Below are 16,866 nucleotides of genomic sequence, written 5' to 3'. Positions count from 1 at the left end.
ATGCCTGACAAGGCAAAAATCGTCATACTAGCCATGCCCTAACGTCATGGCTCATACAATGAAACGCCTGCCTCCCCTGCCCGCCCTGCATACCTTCCTGATCACGGCCCAGTGCTGCAATTTCACCCGCGCCGCCGAACTGCTGCACCTCACGCAGGGTGCTGTAAGCCGGCAGATTTCAGGGCTCGAAAGCCACCTGGGCTACCCACTGTTCCAGCGCCAGGCACGGGGGCTCAGCCTCACCCCCCAGGGGCGTGAACTGCTGCCGCGCATCCAGCAGGTCTTCAACCTGATCGATGAGGCCGTCGAACAGGTCGGCGCGAAGCGCGAAGCGCTGCAACTCAAGGCCCCCACCTGCGTGATGCGCTGGCTCCTGCCGCGCCTGATGCAATGGCAGGCTGAACGCCCGGACGTGCCGGTGGAGTTGACCACCACCGTGCAATACGGCGTGGATTTTCGCCGTGAAGAGTTCGACGCTGCGGTGATCTACGGCACCCAGCCCGGCACCGCGCAGGTCGCCCACCACCTGTTCGATGAACAGCTCACTCCCGTGTGCTCCCAGCAACTGATGGATGGTCCGGTGCCACTGACCAGCACTGCCGACCTGGCCAGGCACACCCTGCTTCACCCGACCCGCGATGACGAAGACTGGAAAACCTGGCTCCGGGCCGCCGGAGCCACCCTCGACAAGCTCGGCAGCGGGCATCACTTCGACACCCTCGATCTGGCCCTCTCCGTCGCCGCCCAAGGCAATGGCGTAGCCCTGGGCGACTGGGCGCTGATCGGCGAAGACCTCGCGACCGGCCGCCTGGTTGCACCCTTCGACCTCAAGGTTCCCACCGGCGGCGCCTACTTCCTGGTCTACCCCGAACGCCCTGCCCCAAGTCCGCAACTGCGCGAACTCAGCGACTGGCTCATTGCCGAGGCACATTCCAAAACCGCCCGGGCATAACTCTATGCGCCATGGCCGTTTGCCATCTCTGCCCAAGTGGTCAATTATTTCCGTCGCACCGATCCGGTGCGTCCCGAAACAAGCGCACGGATTGCCGCCTCCCCCCGCACCGCGAATCGACTGAGCGAAGGATCGCCACCCACCTCCCGCCCAAGCGCCCGCCTGCGAGACCGGCCCGGTCCTGCCGGAGAGCCCGATGTCCATTCAACGACTGTTCTCGCTGATCTTCAGCGCCATCATCATCTGCACCTCCATCCTCTGCCTGCTGGTGGTGCTGCTCATCAATAACCAGCGAAGCCTTGGCGAACGCCAGGAGAACCGTTACCAGTCCTACCTGCTGGCCGATGAACTGCGACAAAGCTCCGATGACCTCACCCGCATGGCCCGTACCTTTGCCGTCACCGGCGACGAGCGTTACGCACGCCTTTACGAGCAGGTGCTCGCGATCCGCAACGGCCAGCAACCCCGGCCTGCGGAGTATCAGCTCCCGTACCTCGATTTCCTCGCCGCCGGCCAGGGCACCGAGCGCGGCACCGAACCGGCCGTGCCTCTGCAGGAACTGATGCGCCGCCAGGGCTTCAGCCAGGCCGAGCTGGACAAACTGATCGAAGCGGAAAAAGCCTCCAATGAACTGGCCGGTATCGAGACGAAGGCCTTCGAGGCCGTCCGTGGCGGCAACCTCGCGCTCGCCACTGAGCAGGTGCACAGCCCCAAATACCACGCGGAAAAGGCGCGCATCATGCACCCGGTGGAAGACTTCTTCGTCATGCTCGACCAGCGCACCCAAAGCGAAGTCGACGAGCTGCACACCGCCGGCAGGGCCTACATGACCGCCGTCAGCGTGATGGTCCTGCTGCTGATCGTCATTGCCGTGATCGGCATCTTCACCATTCGCCGCAGGGTCAGTGGCGCCCTGATGCGCCTTTCCGGCGAAGCCCGCCGGGTGGCCGACGGTGACCTCGACACCCGCCTCGACGCCCGCAGCTCCGGCGAGTTCGGCGTGTTGTCCCACTCCTTCGGGCAGATGGTGGCCAAGCTGCGCGAGATCGTCAGCAACGTGGCGCACTCCAGCAGCCAGCTCAGCGTCTCTGCCGAGCAGCTCACCAACACCACCCGCACCACCCTGGAAAATATCCGGCAGCAGGAACTGCACACCGTCGAAGTGGCCACCGCCATCACCGAAATGGCCGCCACCGTGCAGGAAGTGGCGCGCCACTCGGCGCAGACCGCTGAAGCCGCGCAGCAGGCCGACCGTTCCGCCAGCAATGGCCGCCAGGTGGTGGAGGAGATGGTCGACACCATCCAGAGGCTGTCCGGCGACATCGGCGAGGCCGCCGAAGTGGTCCAGGCCCTGGCCGCCGATACCGCCAGCATCGGCGGCATCCTCGACGTGATTCGCGGCATCGCCGACCAGACCAACCTGCTCGCCCTCAACGCCGCCATCGAAGCGGCCCGCGCCGGCGAACAAGGCCGCGGCTTCGCCGTGGTGGCCGATGAAGTCCGCAGCCTGGCCAAGCGCACCCAGGACTCCACCCAGGAAATCCAGGGCATGATCCAGCGCCTGCAACAGGGCGCCCAACAAGCAGTGGACGCGATGGGACAAAGCCGCAACCAGGCCGAAGCCGGCTCGCGCCAGGCCGACGACGCCGGTCAGGCGCTGGAAAGCATCACCCACGCCAACCGGGTGATCAGCGACATGGCCGTGCAAATTGCGAGCGCCGCCGAAGAACAGGCCGCCGTGGCCCACGACATCAGCCAGCGCATCGAACTGATCCGCGACCTGGCCAGCAGCAACGCCGCCGGCTCCGACCAGGTGAGCAGCGCCAGCCAGGGTGTCGCCCGCCTCGCCGAAGGCCTGCACGCCCAGGTGAGCCACTTCAGCGTCGGCCGCGCGTAAGAGGCAGATATGAAATACCCGGCAGGGGAAATCCCTTGTGGGAGCGAAATCATTCGCGATGGAGGCCGCAGGCCTCCCGTAGGTTGGTCCGAGGAGCGAGGCCCAACGAAAGAGGGCGAGCTGTGAAGCGTTGGGTTTCGCTTCGCTCTACCCAACCTACGAAAAGCGGCTCGCCTTTGCACCCGCATCACCAGGAAGTGGGAAGCGAATTCATTCGTGAATGAACGAAGGCCGGCGGCCTGACGCAAGTTGGGCCGATCCGGGACTCACGGAGCTTTACGCCACCCCGACCAAGCACCTTGATTCACCCGTCAATTCCGCTAGTCTCTGGCGCCTCAACGAAAGAGGAGTACCCCACCATGGCACGCGCTACCGCCCGCCACATCCTGGTTTCCAGCGAAGCCAAGTGCAACGAACTGAAGGCCGCCATCGAAGCCGGCGCCGACTTCGCCGAAATCGCCAAGCAGCATTCCACCTGCCCCTCCAGCCGCGACGGCGGCAACCTCGGCTCCTTCGGCCGCGGCCAGATGGTCAAGGAATTCGACACCGTCGTCTTCAGCGCCCCGCTGAACGTGGTGCAAGGCCCGGTGAAAACCCAGTTCGGTTATCACCTGCTGGAAGTCACCAGCCGTCAGGACTGATGCTTCCCCAAGGCGCCGCCGCCCGGCGGCGCCTGCTTTTTCCCGCTCTACCCCGCCCGTTGAACACCGGAAGTCCCTCCTGCCAATTGCCAGCGCCAGGCTCCAACCTGAGCTAACGTAAATGCGGCTTATACCCCCCCAAAGGAGCTTCACCATGCCTGAAGATGGCCAGGTAAAGGGACCCGCCTCGTACTTCCCCTCCATCGAGAAAAGATACGGACAACCCATCACCCACTGGCTGAATCTGCTGGGAACCCTCAGCGGCAAGAAGCACATGGAGATGGTGGCCTGGCTCAAGACCGAGCACGGCATGGGTCATGGTCATGCCAATGCGCTGGTGGCGCACTATCTGGCGTCTGTGAAGTAGGTCTGGAACCAGCCAGGGCATTTCCGTGCATTACGGGAACATCGCATCGCTGCTGGCCGGCGAGCACCGGCCAGCCGTTCGAGTAGTTGTTCAATACCCTCCCAGATCCGACCCTATGAATATTCCCAGCCTCGGGTCGTAGTACTGAATCACGACCCGCGGGCTGCCATAGCGCGGGTAGTAATACGGCTGCGGAGGCACGTAGTAACCGCCATAGCCGTAGTAGCGCGGAGCGTAGATGACGCGAGGTCCGTAGTATCCACGGTGGTGGTTGAAGTGCTTGTGGTGGTTGTAGCCATTGCCGTGGCGATAACCGTTGTGTCGCCCGCCACCATGGCCGCCGCCGTTCCATGCAAGCAGGGTTTCGCCGGAGCCGCTGGAAGTGGTCCAGGGTTGCTGGGCGAGGAGCTGGCCGCTGGTGGCGCAGGCCAGCAAGAGGATGAGGAGCTTGAGGATACGCATGGCGAGCCCTCCTGAATGGTCCCCCCAGTTTCACCCCCGCACTCTCAGTATAGTTTTTGACCAATTCCGCCTTGATTCTGCGGCCACCTTACGTCGGCGGAAGGGGCCCGGGCGACGTACGGTGAAGGCCCTTTCCTACAGCCCTTTCTGTACTCCAAACCCGCATTCCTACATAGAAGATTCCTACGAGCCTTTAGCCTTGAGCGCCTACAAGCGCGCTGGCTAGAGTCCGGCCCGTCACGGTCAATCCCGTGACCCGGGCGTAGGAACCCGGAACCTAACCAAGACGCGGTAGCGACATGGCTGCTGGATCAGCGTTGATGCTGTCCTGCACATCTATGGCGGGCCGTGTGAGGAGGCCTCCTGGGGCCTGCCCGGATCTTGGTTGTCGGGGTTCCTACCCTTGCACGGCCCTGCCACCAACCCGTAGGAAGGTTGCTGGCAGGAAAAGAAAGCCCAACCAAGGTGCTTGCCATGGATAGCAACTTCCCGCCTTTTACCCCCGCGCCCCTCCGCGCCACTTCCAACCCTCCCCCCTTCTCCGCCTCCATCCCGGAGGTGCGCCATGCCTGACTTCAGGGCCTTCACTTCACCCTCCCAGCCCTACAACGATGTGATGTTTTTCAACGCCAGCGCCGACCCCGCCCAGCTATTTGAAACGGCCCAGCAGCGCATGACCGCCGTGATCGATTTGCTGCAACTCGTGGAGCAGGCCGAGAGCTCGGACTTCGTGCAGCGCGAAGCGGCGCGGCTGTCCTTTGCGGTGGGTTTGCTGCTGGGGGATGCGCGGTCGCTCTACGAGGCCGCGCATGAGCGGGCGATGAATCTGTGCGACAGGGAGACGTTGACGTGAGCCGCCCCCTACTTTCCGCTTCTATCCGACGTCAGCGAGCAGGTTCAGGAGGTGGCGGATGCATCAACAGGCGATGGCGGCGGCGAATTGATGGGTATCGCTTCGCTCAACCACATCCTACGAAACAGCACGCGCGCGATTGGTGGACGGAATTTGAGGGGTTTCCCGGATTTCATCCGGGAGGCGTTGATGTGAGCCGGCGTGCACCTACAGTCGGGGCCAGGCCTGAAGGGTACCGACCAGGTACAGACCGCCGAGCACCAGGCAGGCCGCCGAACTGACGATCCAGAAGCGGGCGCCATTGTAGCCGGGTCTGAACCGGGCAAGGGCCAGGCCTGCCATCCCGCGCAACAGCAGGATGGCGGTGATCGCGGACAATACGAAGCGCGCGGCCGGTACGGTGGGGAGCATGCCTGCGCCGGCCAGTGCGTAAAGTGCCCAGATCACGAGCATGAAGGTGATCGCGCTGGTGATCAGCGCTGGCTTCCAATGGCCCTCGCGCGACCAGCGGACGATCCGTTCGCCAGCCCCCATGGCGTCGTACCAGGCTGGACCGAAAAAGATGCAAGCGACGTGCAGCGCAGCGGCGAGGAACGTGCCCGAAGCGGCCAACAGCAACCAACCATTGCTTTCCATAGCGAGCCTCCAGAATCGAAACCTGATGTTGGCGGTGCACCGAGAAGGGAGCAATGCGGCGGAAAACCGCAGATATGGATAGCCATTCGCCCCCTGGTCGAAGGGCATCGCTTCGCTCAACCGCCCCGAGCAAAACCCACCGACAACAATGGCACTTAGGCCATTGCATGACTGATTTGCCACCTGCAGATCGTCAAGATTCCGAATTGCCCACAAGGTCTTCATGGCTTTCGGAAACCACCGGTTTAGAGGCGATTCATCACTTTTGTGAGGCCGTTATAACCATCACCAACACTGCCGCCGGTCGGCATTTTGATCACTTTTTGAGCAAAATCCAGATGTTGCGATTATTATGCCCCGGCGATCAGGACGCGAGCTGCTATCAACACCACTGATAGCGCGACTGAGTTTTCCAACTAAATCCGGAACGACTCCACAGTGCATGAGTTCATGTGCAGGGGATTTTTCGTCCCGAAAAAAGGCCAATGGTGGATGTACGTCTGACCTGGATGTCGCATCTCCCGAACAGGGTCTTAGTTCGCACTAATCGGCGAACACTCAAATCCATAATTCCAATGCCGCTGTTGCATCAGTACAGCCGCTCAAATTGTTAGAAAGAGGTAAACCATGGAGCTTTTTCATCTTGTTGCTTCCGCGCTTCAGCAACCGGTAACCATGGAGCTGACCCGGATGGGTGTTGTATACGCCCACCTCATCGCTTGCTGTGTGGCCATCGGACTGGTGCTGACCAGTGATGTCGCCATGATCAAGCAGCTGTTCCAGGGCCGCGACTCGACCGATGCCGACAAGGAACACCTGCATATGTTGAAGAAGACCGTGCTGATTGCTCTGGCGGCACTCTGGGTGACCGGTATCGGCATCCTGGCGCTGGATTACTCGCAGAAAGGTGCGATGTACTTCCTCAACCCGAAACTGCAGTCCAAGATCCTGGTGGTCGCTCTTCTGACCCTCAATGGCTGGGTCCTGCACAGCGTGGTAATGCCTGCGATGGACAAGGCTGGCAGCCTGCTGAAGATGGACATCAATGCCCGTAGCCTCGCGCTGTTCTCGGGTGTCGTTTCCGGGGTGTCCTGGTTCTATGGCGCGATGCTGGGTATCGCCCGTCCGCTGAGCTGGAAGTACTCCCTGACCGAAATCATGGCTGCCTACCCGGTACTCATCTGCCTCGGCTTCGTAACGATGAGCCTGCTGGTGAAGTGGGCCGCCAACCGGGCCGAAGCCAAGGCTTCCGTCCGCCTGAATCCTGCGCTCGCGTCCTGCTAAGCGTGGGCGGGCAAGGATGCCCGACCTTATACAAAAGCCGCAGGGTGCCCATGGCACCCTGCGGCTTTTTCGTTTGCGCGATTACGACCCCGGCGTGCTCTGCGTCTGGATTTCATCCCAGCTGCTGTCAGGGTCGAAACTCTTCATGGCCTTGGCGATCTTTTCGCTGTTGGGGCCAAGGTCCTTCTGAAAGATCTGGCCTTCATGGCTGATCATGAAGCTCATCACCCCGCTATCCCCGTATTGGGCGGGCCAGGCGACGAGGGCGAAGCCCCGGCTCATGGCCTTGCCCAGCATGTAGTTGTAGGTGCCGCCCGGCGCTGATGGCCCCTGCGAGGTGAGGATACGGAAGTGGTAGCCGTGCCAGTCGTCACCCTTGGTCTGGCCGCCGAACAGCGGGCCGAGGGGGCTTTCCTCGGTGCCATCCTCATCCGGCCAATAGAGGCCGTCGTGCTGGCCATCACTGCTGATGAACTTCTGCGCGTACTCGAGTATGCCGTCGCCATTGCGGTCGACTTCGGCGTAGTCCATCTGCGCGTCGTGATAGGCCTCGGCGGCCTGGATGGCAGCCAGCTCGTTGCGGCCGATGCGGCGCTGGCGAATCTCTTCGCCTCCGGCCTTGGCGTCGAAGCTCCAGCCTTCCTTGCCCTGGACGATGGGGATGGGCAGGGTCCAGGGGTCGTTGCCGACGACGATATGGGCGCGGCCCTTGGTGGCGGTCTGGATGACGTGCTTTTCCTTGTAGTAGGCGATGAAGGCGTCCACGTCCTTGCGCTCGATTCCCTTGGTCGGGATGTACTCCTGCCAGTCGGCACCGAGCAGCGCGGCCAGCTTGTTGGCGTCGGCCTTTTCCGTGCCGAGGGCCACGACGAAGGCTTCTGCGGCGGCGTCCGGGGTCTTGAAGCGCTCGTTGGCGCCAGCGCTCAGGGCGGCGGTTACCAGCACTGCCAGGGCGATGATTCGGGATGCGCGATTCATGTGCTGTCTCCTTTCAGCGCCGACGACCACCACCGCCACGAGACGGTGTGTGGGCTGGACGTTGTACCTGGCGGCCAGCGGCCGACTGGTGCGGACGCGAAGCGGAAGCCCGGCTGGCCTGCCCCCGGTTTGCCGCTGCGCGCGTCTGCGACGGCTGTCGCGCTCCTGCAAAAGCGTTATTTCGCGGCGCTTGCCGGGCAGAGGCATTTTGCTGCCGTGCCTGCTGCCGCACTTGCTGGTTGTTCTGCGCACGCGGGCGCTGCTGGCGGTTGGCATCGCCCGCCTGGCGCTGCTGCCGTACGCCTTCGGCACGTTGGCGCGCCTGCGGGTCATTGCGCATGTCGCGAGTGGCGGCCTGGGCGCGTTCGCGAGCCTGCTGATTTGTAGCGGCCGGGGCCTGGATGCCGCGCTGCTGCATGCTCTGGCTGGCACGCTGGCGTTGCGCGGTGCGATTGCCATCGTAGCCACGCAAGGCCTGGCGCTGCTCACCGCCATTCAGGCGCAGGCCGTTCTGCTGGCGGTTGACGTTGTCGCGGTAGGGCACGCCCTGACGGTTGGCAGGGTTGTGGACGAACTTGTTCTGGTTGCGATTGATCTGCCGGTTGGAGTTGATGTTGTTGTACTTGTTGACGTCGATGTCGACATCGCCACCGCCCCAGTCACAGTCGCCCCAGAGTGAGTTGACGATGCCGACGCCGACGCCGAAGGCCAGACCCGCCGCCAGGCCGGTGGCGATGGGATAGCCGTAGCTGGGCGGCGGTGGATAGTAAGGGGGTGGATAGGACGGATAGGACCAGGTGCCATAGACCACGGTCGGGTTGTAGCTCGGTACGTAGACCACCTGCGGATTCGCAGGCTCGATGACGATGGTCTGGTTGCTCGCGGCCGGCTGTACCACGGTGGTGGTGGAGCTGGGTGGCGGAGCGGCCTGCACGGTTACCGTCTGCTGCTCGTTGGATTGCAGGTTGCCGGCGGCCTGGGCCTGGCGACGCAGGCGCTGGACCGAATCCATCACGTCATTGGGCTGGGCCAGGAAGGCATCCCCTACGCGCTGCACCCAGGCCGGGTCCTGGCCGAGGGTAGCAAGCACCTGCGGAAAGGCCACGAGCGACTGGACGCTGGGGTCCCAGGGCTGGTTGGCCACCTGCTTCACGGCGTCATCACCCTTGGCATCCGGGTGGGCCTTGGACCAGGCGACCGCGTCAGCCACGTTGCCCGGATAGGTGGTAGCCATCAGCACCTGCGCCAGCAGGGAATCCGGGTAGAGGGCGATGGGCGCCATCATCTGGTCGAGTTCTTCGACACTGAACACTGCCTGGGCAGCGGCGGGCTGGGCCGCGGGCTGGGCGGCCGGCGCCGCAGCCTGGGGAACCGGCGCGGGGGCCTCCGCTGGAACGGCGGAAACACCTGCGGTTGGCGTGTCGCCTTCGGCGGCGGAAATACCGGCGTCCGTGGCGGCATAGAGCGGAGCGCTGCCGGAGGCCAGCAGGGCCAACAACAGTGCGCTGAATCGGTTGCGGATGGGCATGGTGCGTCTCCCGCAAAGGAAGTGGTTGTCCTTGAACCAGGCAAGGGTTTGCACCCTACCGCTGCCGTTGGGAAACGATAGCCCAAGGGTCGGCAACAGGCTTGGGCAAGCTGACAGAAATGTAATCACGTGCCGATTTTTGTTGTGGCAGTTTTGCACTCGAACCGCGCGACATCGGCTTGCGCGGTGCCTCTTTCGACTGACTGGATTGAAACGGCATGCAGTGCAAAACCTCGCGGCGGACCTTCGTCAAAGGCCTGGCCGCCGGCGGCATACTCGGTGGTCTCGGGCTGTGGAAAACGCCCGTCTGGGCGGTGACCAGCCCCGGCCAGCCAACGGTGCTCAGCGGCACCGAGTTCGACCTGTTCATTGGCGAGACGCCGGTGAACCTCACCGGCAAGGCGCGAATCGCCAAGACCATCAACGGCACCCTCCCCGGCCCGCTGCTGCGCTGGCGCGAGGGCGACACCGTGACCCTGCGCGTACGCAACCGCCTGGACGAAGACACCTCCATTCACTGGCACGGCATGATCCTGCCGGCGAACATGGATGGCGTGCCGGGCTTCAGCTTCGCCGGCATCGCGCCGGACGGCATGTACGAGTACCGCTTCCAGGTGAAGCAGCACGGCACCTACTGGTACCACAGCCATTCCGGCCTGCAGGAGCAGGTGGGCGTGTACGGCCCCATCGTGATCGATCCGAAGGAACCGGAGCCCTACCAGTACCAGCGCGACTACGTGGTGATGCTGAGCGACTGGACCGACGAAGACCCGGCCCGCGTGGTGGCCAAGCTGAAGAAGCAGTCGGACTACTACAACCAGCACAAGCGCACCGTCGGCGACTTCATCGATGACGTCAGCAAGGACGGCTGGGCCGCCGCAATGGCCGACCGCAAGATGTGGGCGGAAATGAAGATGAGCCCCACCGACCTCGCGGACGTAAGCGGCGCCACCTACACCTACCTGCTCAACGGCCAGGCGCCGGACGGCAACTGGACCGGGTTGTTCCAGCCGGGAGAGAAGATCCGCCTGCGCTTCATCAACGGCTCGGCCATGACCTACTTCGACGTGCGAATCCCCGGCCTGAAAATGACCGTGATCGCCGCCGACGGCCAGCCGGTGGAACCAGTGAGCGTCGATGAATTCCGCATCGCTGTGGCCGAGACCTACGACGTGCTGGTGGAGCCCGCTGGCGAGGAGGCGTACACCGTCTTCGCCCAGTCCATGGACCGCTCAGGATACGCCCGCGGCACCTTGGCCGTGCGCGAGGGCCTGAGCGGCCCCGTACCGCAGCCGGACCCACGTCCGCTGATCAGCATGTCCGACATGGGCATGGATCACGGCAGCATGGGGCATGGCGACATGAAGGGGATGGACCACTCCAACATGGCAGGTATGGATCATTCCCAGATGGCCGGGATGGACCACTCCAAGATGGCGGGCATGGACCATTCCCAGATGGCCGGGATGGATCACTCCAAGATGGCGGGCATGGACCATTCCCAGATGGCTGGGATGGACCACTCCAGCATGGCGGGCATGGATCACTCCCAGATGGGCGGCCAGATGCAGTCCCATCCGGCATCGGAGTCCAACAACCCGCTGGTGGACATGCAGACCATGACACCCGCACCGAAGCTGGCCGACCCCGGCATCGGCCTGCGCAAGAACGGCCGCCGCGTACTGACCTACTCCGACCTGCGCAGCACCTTCCCCGACCCGGACGGCCGCGAGCCGGCCCGCACCATCGAGCTGCACCTGACCGGGCACATGGAGCGCTTCTCCTGGTCGTTCGACGGCATCCCCTTCGCCGATGCCGAACCGCTGCTGCTGAAGTACGGCGAGCGCCTGCGCATCACCCTGGTCAACGACACCATGATGACCCACCCCATCCACCTCCACGGCCTGTGGAGCGACCTGGAGGACGAGTCGGGCAACTTCCTGGTGCGCAAGCACACCATCGACATGCCGCCCGGCACCCGCCGCAGCTACCGAGTCACGGCCGACGCCCTTGGGCGCTGGGCCTACCACTGCCACCTGCTGTTCCACATGGACATGGGCATGTTCCGTGAAGTCCGCGTGGTCGAATGAAGGAGATCCCCATGAACAAATCGATGAAGTCCCTCACCGCCGCCGCACTGGCCTTCACCCTGCTGGCGCCCGCCGCCTGGGCCGGGCAGGACGACCACGCCGGCCACCAGAAAGCTCCGGCCGGCGAGGCCGGGAAAATGGACCATGGCCAGATGAACCACGGGCAGATGGATCACAGCCAGATGCAGGGCATGGACCATAGCCAGATGCAGAACATGGATCACAGCAAGATGGATCACGGCGCCATGCACAAGGACGCCAAGCCGAAGGCGGAAAGCAACGATGATCGATAGTCCCAAGCGCCCTGCCCTGCTAGCCCTGGTCGCGGCCCTCGCCGCGGCTGGTGGCGCGCAGGCAGCCGAAACCATGGATCACGAGGCCATGGGGCATGGACAGATGAATCACGGCACCATGGATCACAGCCAGATGGACCACAACCAGAAGGCGCAAACCGCCGGGTACGGCAGCCGCACGCCCATCCCCGTGCCCACCGATGCCGACCGCGCCGCCGCCTTCCCGGAGCTTCCACCCCACACGATGCACGCAGGTGGCATCAACAGCTTCTTCCTGCTGGACCAGCTGGAGTACCAGGACGCCGATGACGCCAGCGTGCTGAGCTGGGACGCATCCGGCTGGGTTGGCAGTGACATCAATCGCTTCTGGTTCCGCTCCGAGGGCGAGCGCGCCAACGGCAAGACCGAGGAAGCGGAAGTCCAGGCGCTCTACGGGCGCGCGATCAGCCCCTGGTGGGACCTGGTGGCCGGCGTGCGCCAGGACTTCAAGCCGGGCTCACCGCAAACCTGGGCCGCCTTCGGTGTGCAGGGCATGGCGCTGTACGCGTTCGAGGCGGAAGCCACCGCCTTCCTCGGCGAAAACGGCCAGAGCGCGCTGCGCCTGGAAGGCGACTACGACATCCTGCTGACCAACAAATTGATCCTGCAGCCCACGGCCGAAGTGAACCTCTATGGCCGCAACGACCACGAGCGCGGCGTCGGCTCGGGCCTGGCCAACACCGAGGTGGGCTTGCGCCTGCGCTACGAGATCGTCCGCGAGTTCGCGCCTTACATCGGCGTGACCTGGAACCGCAATTACGGCAACACCGCTGACTTCGCGAGCGAAGAAGGCGACGACAACGACGAAGCCCGTTTCGTCGCCGGTATCCGCCTCTGGTTCTGAGAACCCAACCATGAAAAGAACAATAAAAACCCTGGCCCTCGCCGGCCTGGTGGTCGCCGCTGGCGTGGGCGGCGTGGTCTACAGCGGCGTGGTGAACGTCGCCGCAGACGACCCGCACTATTCCCTCGTGCATGCCTTCCTCAAGGCAGCGCGGGACCGCTCCATCGAAGTGCGTTCGCAGGATATCCAGGTACCACCGCTGGACGGCGCCGAACTGATCCGAGCCGGCGCCGGCAATTACGACGCCATGTGCGTGGGCTGCCACCTGGCTCCCGGCGTTGAAGCCACCGAACTCAGCCAGGCCCTCTACCCCGCCCCGCCGAACCTCGCCAGACAAGGCGTGAATGGCGACCCGGCAGCCACGTTCTGGGTGATCAAGCACGGCATAAAAGCCACCGGCATGGCCGCCTGGGGCAAGAGCATGGGCGACGAACACATCTGGGGGATGGTGGCGTTCCTCCAGCAGCTACCCAAACTGGACGCCGACGGCTATCGCCAACTGGTGGCCAGCAGCGACGGTCACCAGCACGGCGGTGGCGAAAGCGCTCCCCACGGACATGACACCGAAGTGGCGGAGGATGAAGGGCATGGGGAGGGGCACGGGCACTGAGTGCCATGCCGCATTTCCGTAGGTTGGCCATGGGGGCGAATTCATTCGCGAAAAAATTCGCTCCCATGGCCCACATCCCATATTGGTGGGCTGAAGCCCACCCTACGCGTGCAGGCGACCGACTGACGCCTTACTTCGCGGCGCCGATATCCCCACTCGCCCAGCGCGACTCGTTGCTCTGCAGCGCGCTGGCGATGGTGGCCAGCTTGTCGTCCGGCAGGGATTCGGGCAGCGGGTCGACGCCGGCGCTGACGAACAGCTGGGCATAGGCATTGCGCAGTTCGGCGTAGGACAGGTCACGCTTGAGCTGCGCCTGCAGGGTATTCAGCTCACCCTGGATCAGGTCCAGTTCGCCGATGCTCTGGGTCTTGTAGCGATTGCGCAGCTGCTCGGCGATCTGCCCGTCCAGCTCGGCCAGTTGCTGGCTGGTCTGGAATTGGCGCTGGGCCTCGTGGTAGTTGGCGTTGGCCACATAAAGCTGCGCCAGCACGGCCATCGACATGGCCTGGCGACGAGCCGCGGCGACCGACTCGCCGGCCTTGGCGACGTCAATGGCGGCCGGTGCGGAGATGGCGTTGAACAGGTTCCAGGTGACCTTCACGCCGTAGTCGGCCCAGCTCTGGTTCACCAGGAAGGAGTTGCTGTCGTAGTGGCCGCCAGCGGAGAACTCCAGGCCCGGCAGCAGGCGCAGCATGGCCTTGCGCGTTTCGGCAGCGCTGATGCGCGCCTGGTAGTCCTGCTCGCGCAGTTCCGGGCGGCTGGCCAGGGCTTCTTCTTCCAGGCGGGTGATGTCCACCTTGAGCTCGGGCACCTGGTAGTTGTCATCCGCGGCCAGGGTGAAATCGGTATTCAGCGGCAGGTTCACCAGCGCGGCCAGTTCGGTCTTGGCCAGGGACAGCGCGCGGCGCTGTTCTTCCAGCTGGCGGGTGGCTTCGATCAGTGCCCGCTGGTAGCTCAGGGACTGCACCGGATCGCCGATGCGTTCGCTGCTCATGCGCTGGCTGCTGTTGCGGGCTTCGTCGACGCGGGCCATCAGGCTGTCGATCTGCTTCAGCAGGCGCTCGGCGGCCACGGCGCGCCAATAGGCCGAACGCACGTCCTGGATGATGGTGTGGACCACCTTGCGGCGACGCTCCTGGACGATCAGGCGCTGGTCGGCCTGCTGCTTGGCGCTGACGTAGCTGACGCCGAAGTCCAGCACGTTCCACACCATGGTCAGGTCCGCCACGCCACGGTCGCGGTCCTGGGAGGTGGACGGTTCCAGGGACTGGGTGTTGGTCAGCACGCTCTGGCTGCTGGAGGCGCTGACGTTGTTGCGCCCGGCGTAGCCCGCTTCCATGGCCATGCGCGGCAGCATGTCGAAGCTGGCCAGGTCTACCTGGCGCTTGGCCAGGGCTTCTTCCATCACCTTGAGGCGCGCCTCCAGGTTGTACTTCACGGCGCGGGCCATGGCCTCATGCAGGGTCAGGGGTCCGCTGAGAGGCTCCTGGTCCTTGAACATGGTCGCCATATCCTGGCGGGCACGCTGTTCGCTGACGTTGCGGTCGATAGGCTGGCTGGTCACCGCGCATCCGGTGACCGCTAGCGCCAGCACGCTGACGGTGAAAAGCTTCGCTGCTTTGCTCATCCTTGGGCCGCCCCCTAGACACGGCACTTACAGATCTCTAATTCGTTGTTGTTCAAACCTGCGGGCGATCCGCCTGGATCTGTCCCAGTGCCATGGCCAGGTCGCGGACCTGGCGATGCTCCTTGTCCTGCATGTCCTGCAACTGCTGGCCAAGCGTGGGCGCTCCGAAGATGCCCTGGCCGCTCCCCCCGGAGCCGCCCTTCCATTGCTTGCCGTCGAACAGCTTCATTTCTTCGGAGTCCTGCGGCACGTCCTTGTCGAAGAAACTCGACAGGCTGCTGCTGCCGAACACATTGGCATCGCCGCCACCAAAGCCGAGGAAGCCCCTGCCCGAACCGTCGCCGAAGCTATCGCTGCTGGCGAAGACCTGGGCGATGAAGCTGGGCGCCAGGGCTCCCTGGTTGATGAAGATATTGCCCAGGGTCGGAATGCCGCTGCCCAGGGTCGGCTGCTCGAACAGCGGCGGCGGAATGAGCGGCGAGGTGAAGGGTGGCGGCGGCACGTTGGGCTGCACCGGGTCGAACGGTACCGTCGGCTCCGGCGGCACGATGACCGGCGGATTGGCACGGAACTCCGGATCGCCATCGCTCTGCGGAATGCTGTAGGCCTGCCCGGACAAGCCCGAAACCAGCGGGTTGCCCGCGACATCGGTGATGAAGGTACCCGTGGCATTCAGGCCGAGAGTCAGGGTGCCACTGCCGGCGACGTTGCTGACCGTGACCAGGTAGGTACGGGCATCCACTCGCACCAGCGACTGGAGGGTGCCGGTAACGTTGCCAGTGGTGACCATGTAGAAGTCGCCAAGGTCGACGCCGTTGACGTTCTCATCGAAGGTCACGGTGTACTGCACGCTGCCGGGTGTTGGCAGCGGCGTGACGGTGGCGCTGACGCCAGGCGCCGTGGTGTCCACAATCACACCGCTGGTGTTGCCGACGCCGTTCAGCGTCAGGTTCATCGAATTGCCGATGGCATCGCGCAGGGTCGCGCCATTGGCCACCAGGCCAGTGACGGCGATGCCGTTGGCATCGTTGTCGCCGGCGCGGACCGTGTACTGGAACACCAGCGTATTGCTGCCGGAACCCGCCACGTAATCGGCGAACACGGTGGTGCCGCCCATATCGATGGCCAGGCGCGGCGTGCCGTTGATGATCACCGCTTCGCTGGCGTTGACCACGAAGGTCAGGGTGTCGCCGGCGTTGTAGTGCACGCCGACCGGCACGCTGACGCTTGCCACGGTCGGGTGCCGGGTATCGATGGCGTAGTTGTTGGAGACCGCGGTACTCGCCCCGGTATTGCCGGCTGCGTCGGCATAACCGTTGCCGTTCAGGGTGATCAGGTTGGCGGCGGAGGTGGCGCCTGCGGTCGGTGTCAGCACCGCTGTCCAGGTGATACCGCCGTCGCTGGAGCTAAGGCCGCTCAGCACACCATTGGCCACGGTGAAGTCGGCGCTGGTCAGGCCGGTGACCGCTTCGCTGAAGGTGATGGTGACCGTGCTGCTCTCGCCCGCCGCCAGCGCGCTGTCTGTGACCGTGATGGTGGCGGTCGGGCGCGCGGTGTCAATGGCGTAGGCGTTGGAGACGGTGGTGTTCGCCCCGGTGTTGCCCGCCGCGTCCTGCACACCGGTGTTGTCCAGCGTGATCAGGTTGCCGGTGCTGGTATTACCCGATGTCGGCGTCAGGGTGGCGATCCAGGTGATACCGCCGTCGCTGCTGCTGAGGTTGCTCAGCACGCCATTGGCCACGGTGAAGTCGGCGGTGGTCAGGCC

General features: G+C 64.2%; 15 protein-coding genes and 1 pseudogene. 10 read left to right on the top strand and 6 right to left on the bottom strand.

Annotation, left to right across the window (positions count from 1 at the left end; genetic code table 11):
- Positions 1-58 precede the first annotated feature (58 nt).
- The 4 genes from E8F06_RS00220 to E8F06_RS00205 all read left to right on the top strand — a co-directional run bounded on the left by E8F06_RS00220 (position 59) and on the right by E8F06_RS00205 (position 3,857).
- Positions 59-952: a LysR substrate-binding domain-containing protein gene (locus E8F06_RS00220; RefSeq protein WP_280363017.1), complete on the top strand. Its 894-nt coding sequence runs from the start codon at positions 59-61 to the stop codon at positions 950-952.
- A 196-nt stretch (positions 953-1,148) separates the two neighbouring features.
- The gene (locus E8F06_RS00215) at positions 1,149-2,849 is read left to right on the top strand and encodes a methyl-accepting chemotaxis protein (RefSeq protein ID WP_280363016.1); all 1,701 of its coding nucleotides are present in this window, start codon (positions 1,149-1,151) and stop codon (positions 2,847-2,849) included.
- 314 nt (positions 2,850-3,163) lie between these two features.
- Complete coding sequence (locus E8F06_RS00210; protein ID WP_280363138.1) at positions 3,164-3,490, top strand: peptidylprolyl isomerase; 327 nt, start codon at positions 3,164-3,166, stop codon at positions 3,488-3,490.
- A 154-nt stretch (positions 3,491-3,644) separates the two neighbouring features.
- Positions 3,645-3,857 carry a DUF4287 domain-containing protein gene (locus E8F06_RS00205; RefSeq protein ID WP_280363014.1) on the top strand — a complete coding sequence of 71 codons (213 nt, stop codon included), beginning with the start codon at positions 3,645-3,647 and terminating at the stop codon, positions 3,855-3,857.
- A gap of 90 nt (positions 3,858-3,947) precedes the next feature.
- Here the strand turns inward: E8F06_RS00205 and E8F06_RS00200 are convergent, their stop codons facing one another.
- On the bottom strand, positions 3,948-4,319 hold the full coding sequence (locus E8F06_RS00200; protein ID WP_280363012.1) for a hypothetical protein: 372 nt from the start codon (positions 4,317-4,319) through the stop codon (positions 3,948-3,950).
- 565 nt (positions 4,320-4,884) lie between these two features.
- On the opposite strand from E8F06_RS00200, the gene E8F06_RS00195 reads away from it, so the two are divergent.
- Positions 4,885-5,172 (top strand): hypothetical protein, encoded by a 288-nt coding sequence (locus E8F06_RS00195; RefSeq protein WP_280363010.1) that lies wholly within the window; start codon positions 4,885-4,887, stop codon positions 5,170-5,172.
- A gap of 207 nt (positions 5,173-5,379) precedes the next feature.
- On the opposite strand, the gene E8F06_RS00190 is transcribed toward E8F06_RS00195, so the two are convergent.
- Positions 5,380-5,808, bottom strand: coding sequence for a hypothetical protein (locus tag E8F06_RS00190; protein WP_280363008.1), 429 nt, complete (start codon positions 5,806-5,808; stop codon positions 5,380-5,382).
- Between the two features lie 627 nt (positions 5,809-6,435).
- Here E8F06_RS00190 and E8F06_RS00185 point away from each other — a divergent pair.
- A complete protein-coding gene (locus tag E8F06_RS00185) occupies positions 6,436-7,092 on the top strand; it encodes a hypothetical protein (RefSeq protein WP_280363006.1) in 657 nt (218 codons plus the stop codon).
- A gap of 81 nt (positions 7,093-7,173) precedes the next feature.
- On the opposite strand, the gene E8F06_RS00180 is transcribed toward E8F06_RS00185, so the two are convergent.
- Both E8F06_RS00180 and E8F06_RS00175 read right to left on the bottom strand, forming a co-directional pair.
- The gene (locus E8F06_RS00180; protein ID WP_280363004.1) at positions 7,174-8,070 is read right to left on the bottom strand and encodes a DUF2950 domain-containing protein; all 897 of its coding nucleotides are present in this window, start codon (positions 8,068-8,070) and stop codon (positions 7,174-7,176) included.
- A gap of 13 nt (positions 8,071-8,083) precedes the next feature.
- Positions 8,084-9,598 carry a DUF3300 domain-containing protein gene (locus tag E8F06_RS00175; protein ID WP_280363002.1) on the bottom strand — a complete coding sequence of 505 codons (1,515 nt, stop codon included), beginning with the start codon at positions 9,596-9,598 and terminating at the stop codon, positions 8,084-8,086.
- Between the two features lie 218 nt (positions 9,599-9,816).
- Between E8F06_RS00175 and E8F06_RS00170 the strand changes: the two genes are divergently transcribed.
- The 4 genes and pseudogenes from E8F06_RS00170 to E8F06_RS00155 all read left to right on the top strand — a co-directional run.
- Positions 9,817-11,688 carry a copper resistance system multicopper oxidase gene (locus E8F06_RS00170; RefSeq protein ID WP_280363000.1) on the top strand — a complete coding sequence of 624 codons (1,872 nt, stop codon included), beginning with the start codon at positions 9,817-9,819 and terminating at the stop codon, positions 11,686-11,688.
- Between the two features lie 11 nt (positions 11,689-11,699).
- Positions 11,700-11,981 (top strand): hypothetical protein, encoded by a 282-nt coding sequence (locus tag E8F06_RS00165; protein ID WP_280362998.1) that lies wholly within the window; start codon positions 11,700-11,702, stop codon positions 11,979-11,981.
- A complete protein-coding gene (locus E8F06_RS00160; protein WP_280362996.1) occupies positions 11,971-12,864 on the top strand; it encodes a copper resistance protein B in 894 nt (297 codons plus the stop codon). The genes E8F06_RS00165 and E8F06_RS00160 overlap by 11 nt, the downstream gene beginning before the upstream one ends.
- A 10-nt stretch (positions 12,865-12,874) precedes the next feature.
- Positions 12,875-13,426 (top strand): annotated as a pseudogene (locus E8F06_RS00155) (cytochrome c); the annotation flags it as partial.
- Between the two features lie 178 nt (positions 13,427-13,604).
- Here E8F06_RS00155 and E8F06_RS00150 read toward each other — a convergent pair.
- Positions 13,605-15,101: a TolC family protein gene (locus E8F06_RS00150; protein ID WP_280362994.1), complete on the bottom strand. Its 1,497-nt coding sequence runs from the start codon at positions 15,099-15,101 to the stop codon at positions 13,605-13,607.
- A 52-nt stretch (positions 15,102-15,153) separates the two neighbouring features.
- Positions 15,154-16,866: Ig-like domain-containing protein (locus E8F06_RS00145; RefSeq protein ID WP_280362992.1), on the bottom strand; the 1,713-nt coding region annotated here is incomplete at its 5' end.

Origin of the sequence: Pseudomonas sp. BN411 (assembly GCF_029871235.1) — a bacterium.
Classification (GTDB): domain Bacteria; phylum Pseudomonadota; class Gammaproteobacteria; order Pseudomonadales; family Pseudomonadaceae; genus Metapseudomonas.
The sequence above is the reverse complement of the archived record's forward strand: the minus strand, read 5'-3'. Positions and strand labels throughout refer to the sequence as shown.

Bases quoted from the DNA above. Each gene is read 5' to 3' on its own strand.
- E8F06_RS00160 (WP_280362996.1), top strand. From the start codon at position 11,971: ATGATCGATAGTCCCAAGCGCCCTGCCCTGCTAGCCCTGGTCGCGGCC.
- E8F06_RS00190 (WP_280363008.1), bottom strand. From the start codon at position 5,808: ATGGAAAGCAATGGTTGGTTGCTGTTGGCCGCTTCGGGCACGTTCCTC.
- E8F06_RS00220 (WP_280363017.1), top strand. From the start codon at position 59: ATGAAACGCCTGCCTCCCCTGCCCGCCCTGCATACCTTCCTGATCACG.
- E8F06_RS00205 (WP_280363014.1), top strand. From the start codon at position 3,645: ATGCCTGAAGATGGCCAGGTAAAGGGACCCGCCTCGTACTTCCCCTCC.
- E8F06_RS00165 (WP_280362998.1), top strand. From the start codon at position 11,700: ATGAACAAATCGATGAAGTCCCTCACCGCCGCCGCACTGGCCTTCACC.
- E8F06_RS00195 (WP_280363010.1), top strand. From the start codon at position 4,885: ATGCCTGACTTCAGGGCCTTCACTTCACCCTCCCAGCCCTACAACGAT.
- E8F06_RS00180 (WP_280363004.1), bottom strand. From the start codon at position 8,070: ATGAATCGCGCATCCCGAATCATCGCCCTGGCAGTGCTGGTAACCGCC.
- E8F06_RS00200 (WP_280363012.1), bottom strand. From the start codon at position 4,319: ATGCGTATCCTCAAGCTCCTCATCCTCTTGCTGGCCTGCGCCACCAGC.
- E8F06_RS00215 (WP_280363016.1), top strand. From the start codon at position 1,149: ATGTCCATTCAACGACTGTTCTCGCTGATCTTCAGCGCCATCATCATC.
- E8F06_RS00175 (WP_280363002.1), bottom strand. From the start codon at position 9,598: ATGCCCATCCGCAACCGATTCAGCGCACTGTTGTTGGCCCTGCTGGCC.
- E8F06_RS00185 (WP_280363006.1), top strand. From the start codon at position 6,436: ATGGAGCTTTTTCATCTTGTTGCTTCCGCGCTTCAGCAACCGGTAACC.
- E8F06_RS00170 (WP_280363000.1), top strand. From the start codon at position 9,817: ATGCAGTGCAAAACCTCGCGGCGGACCTTCGTCAAAGGCCTGGCCGCC.
- E8F06_RS00150 (WP_280362994.1), bottom strand. From the start codon at position 15,101: ATGAGCAAAGCAGCGAAGCTTTTCACCGTCAGCGTGCTGGCGCTAGCG.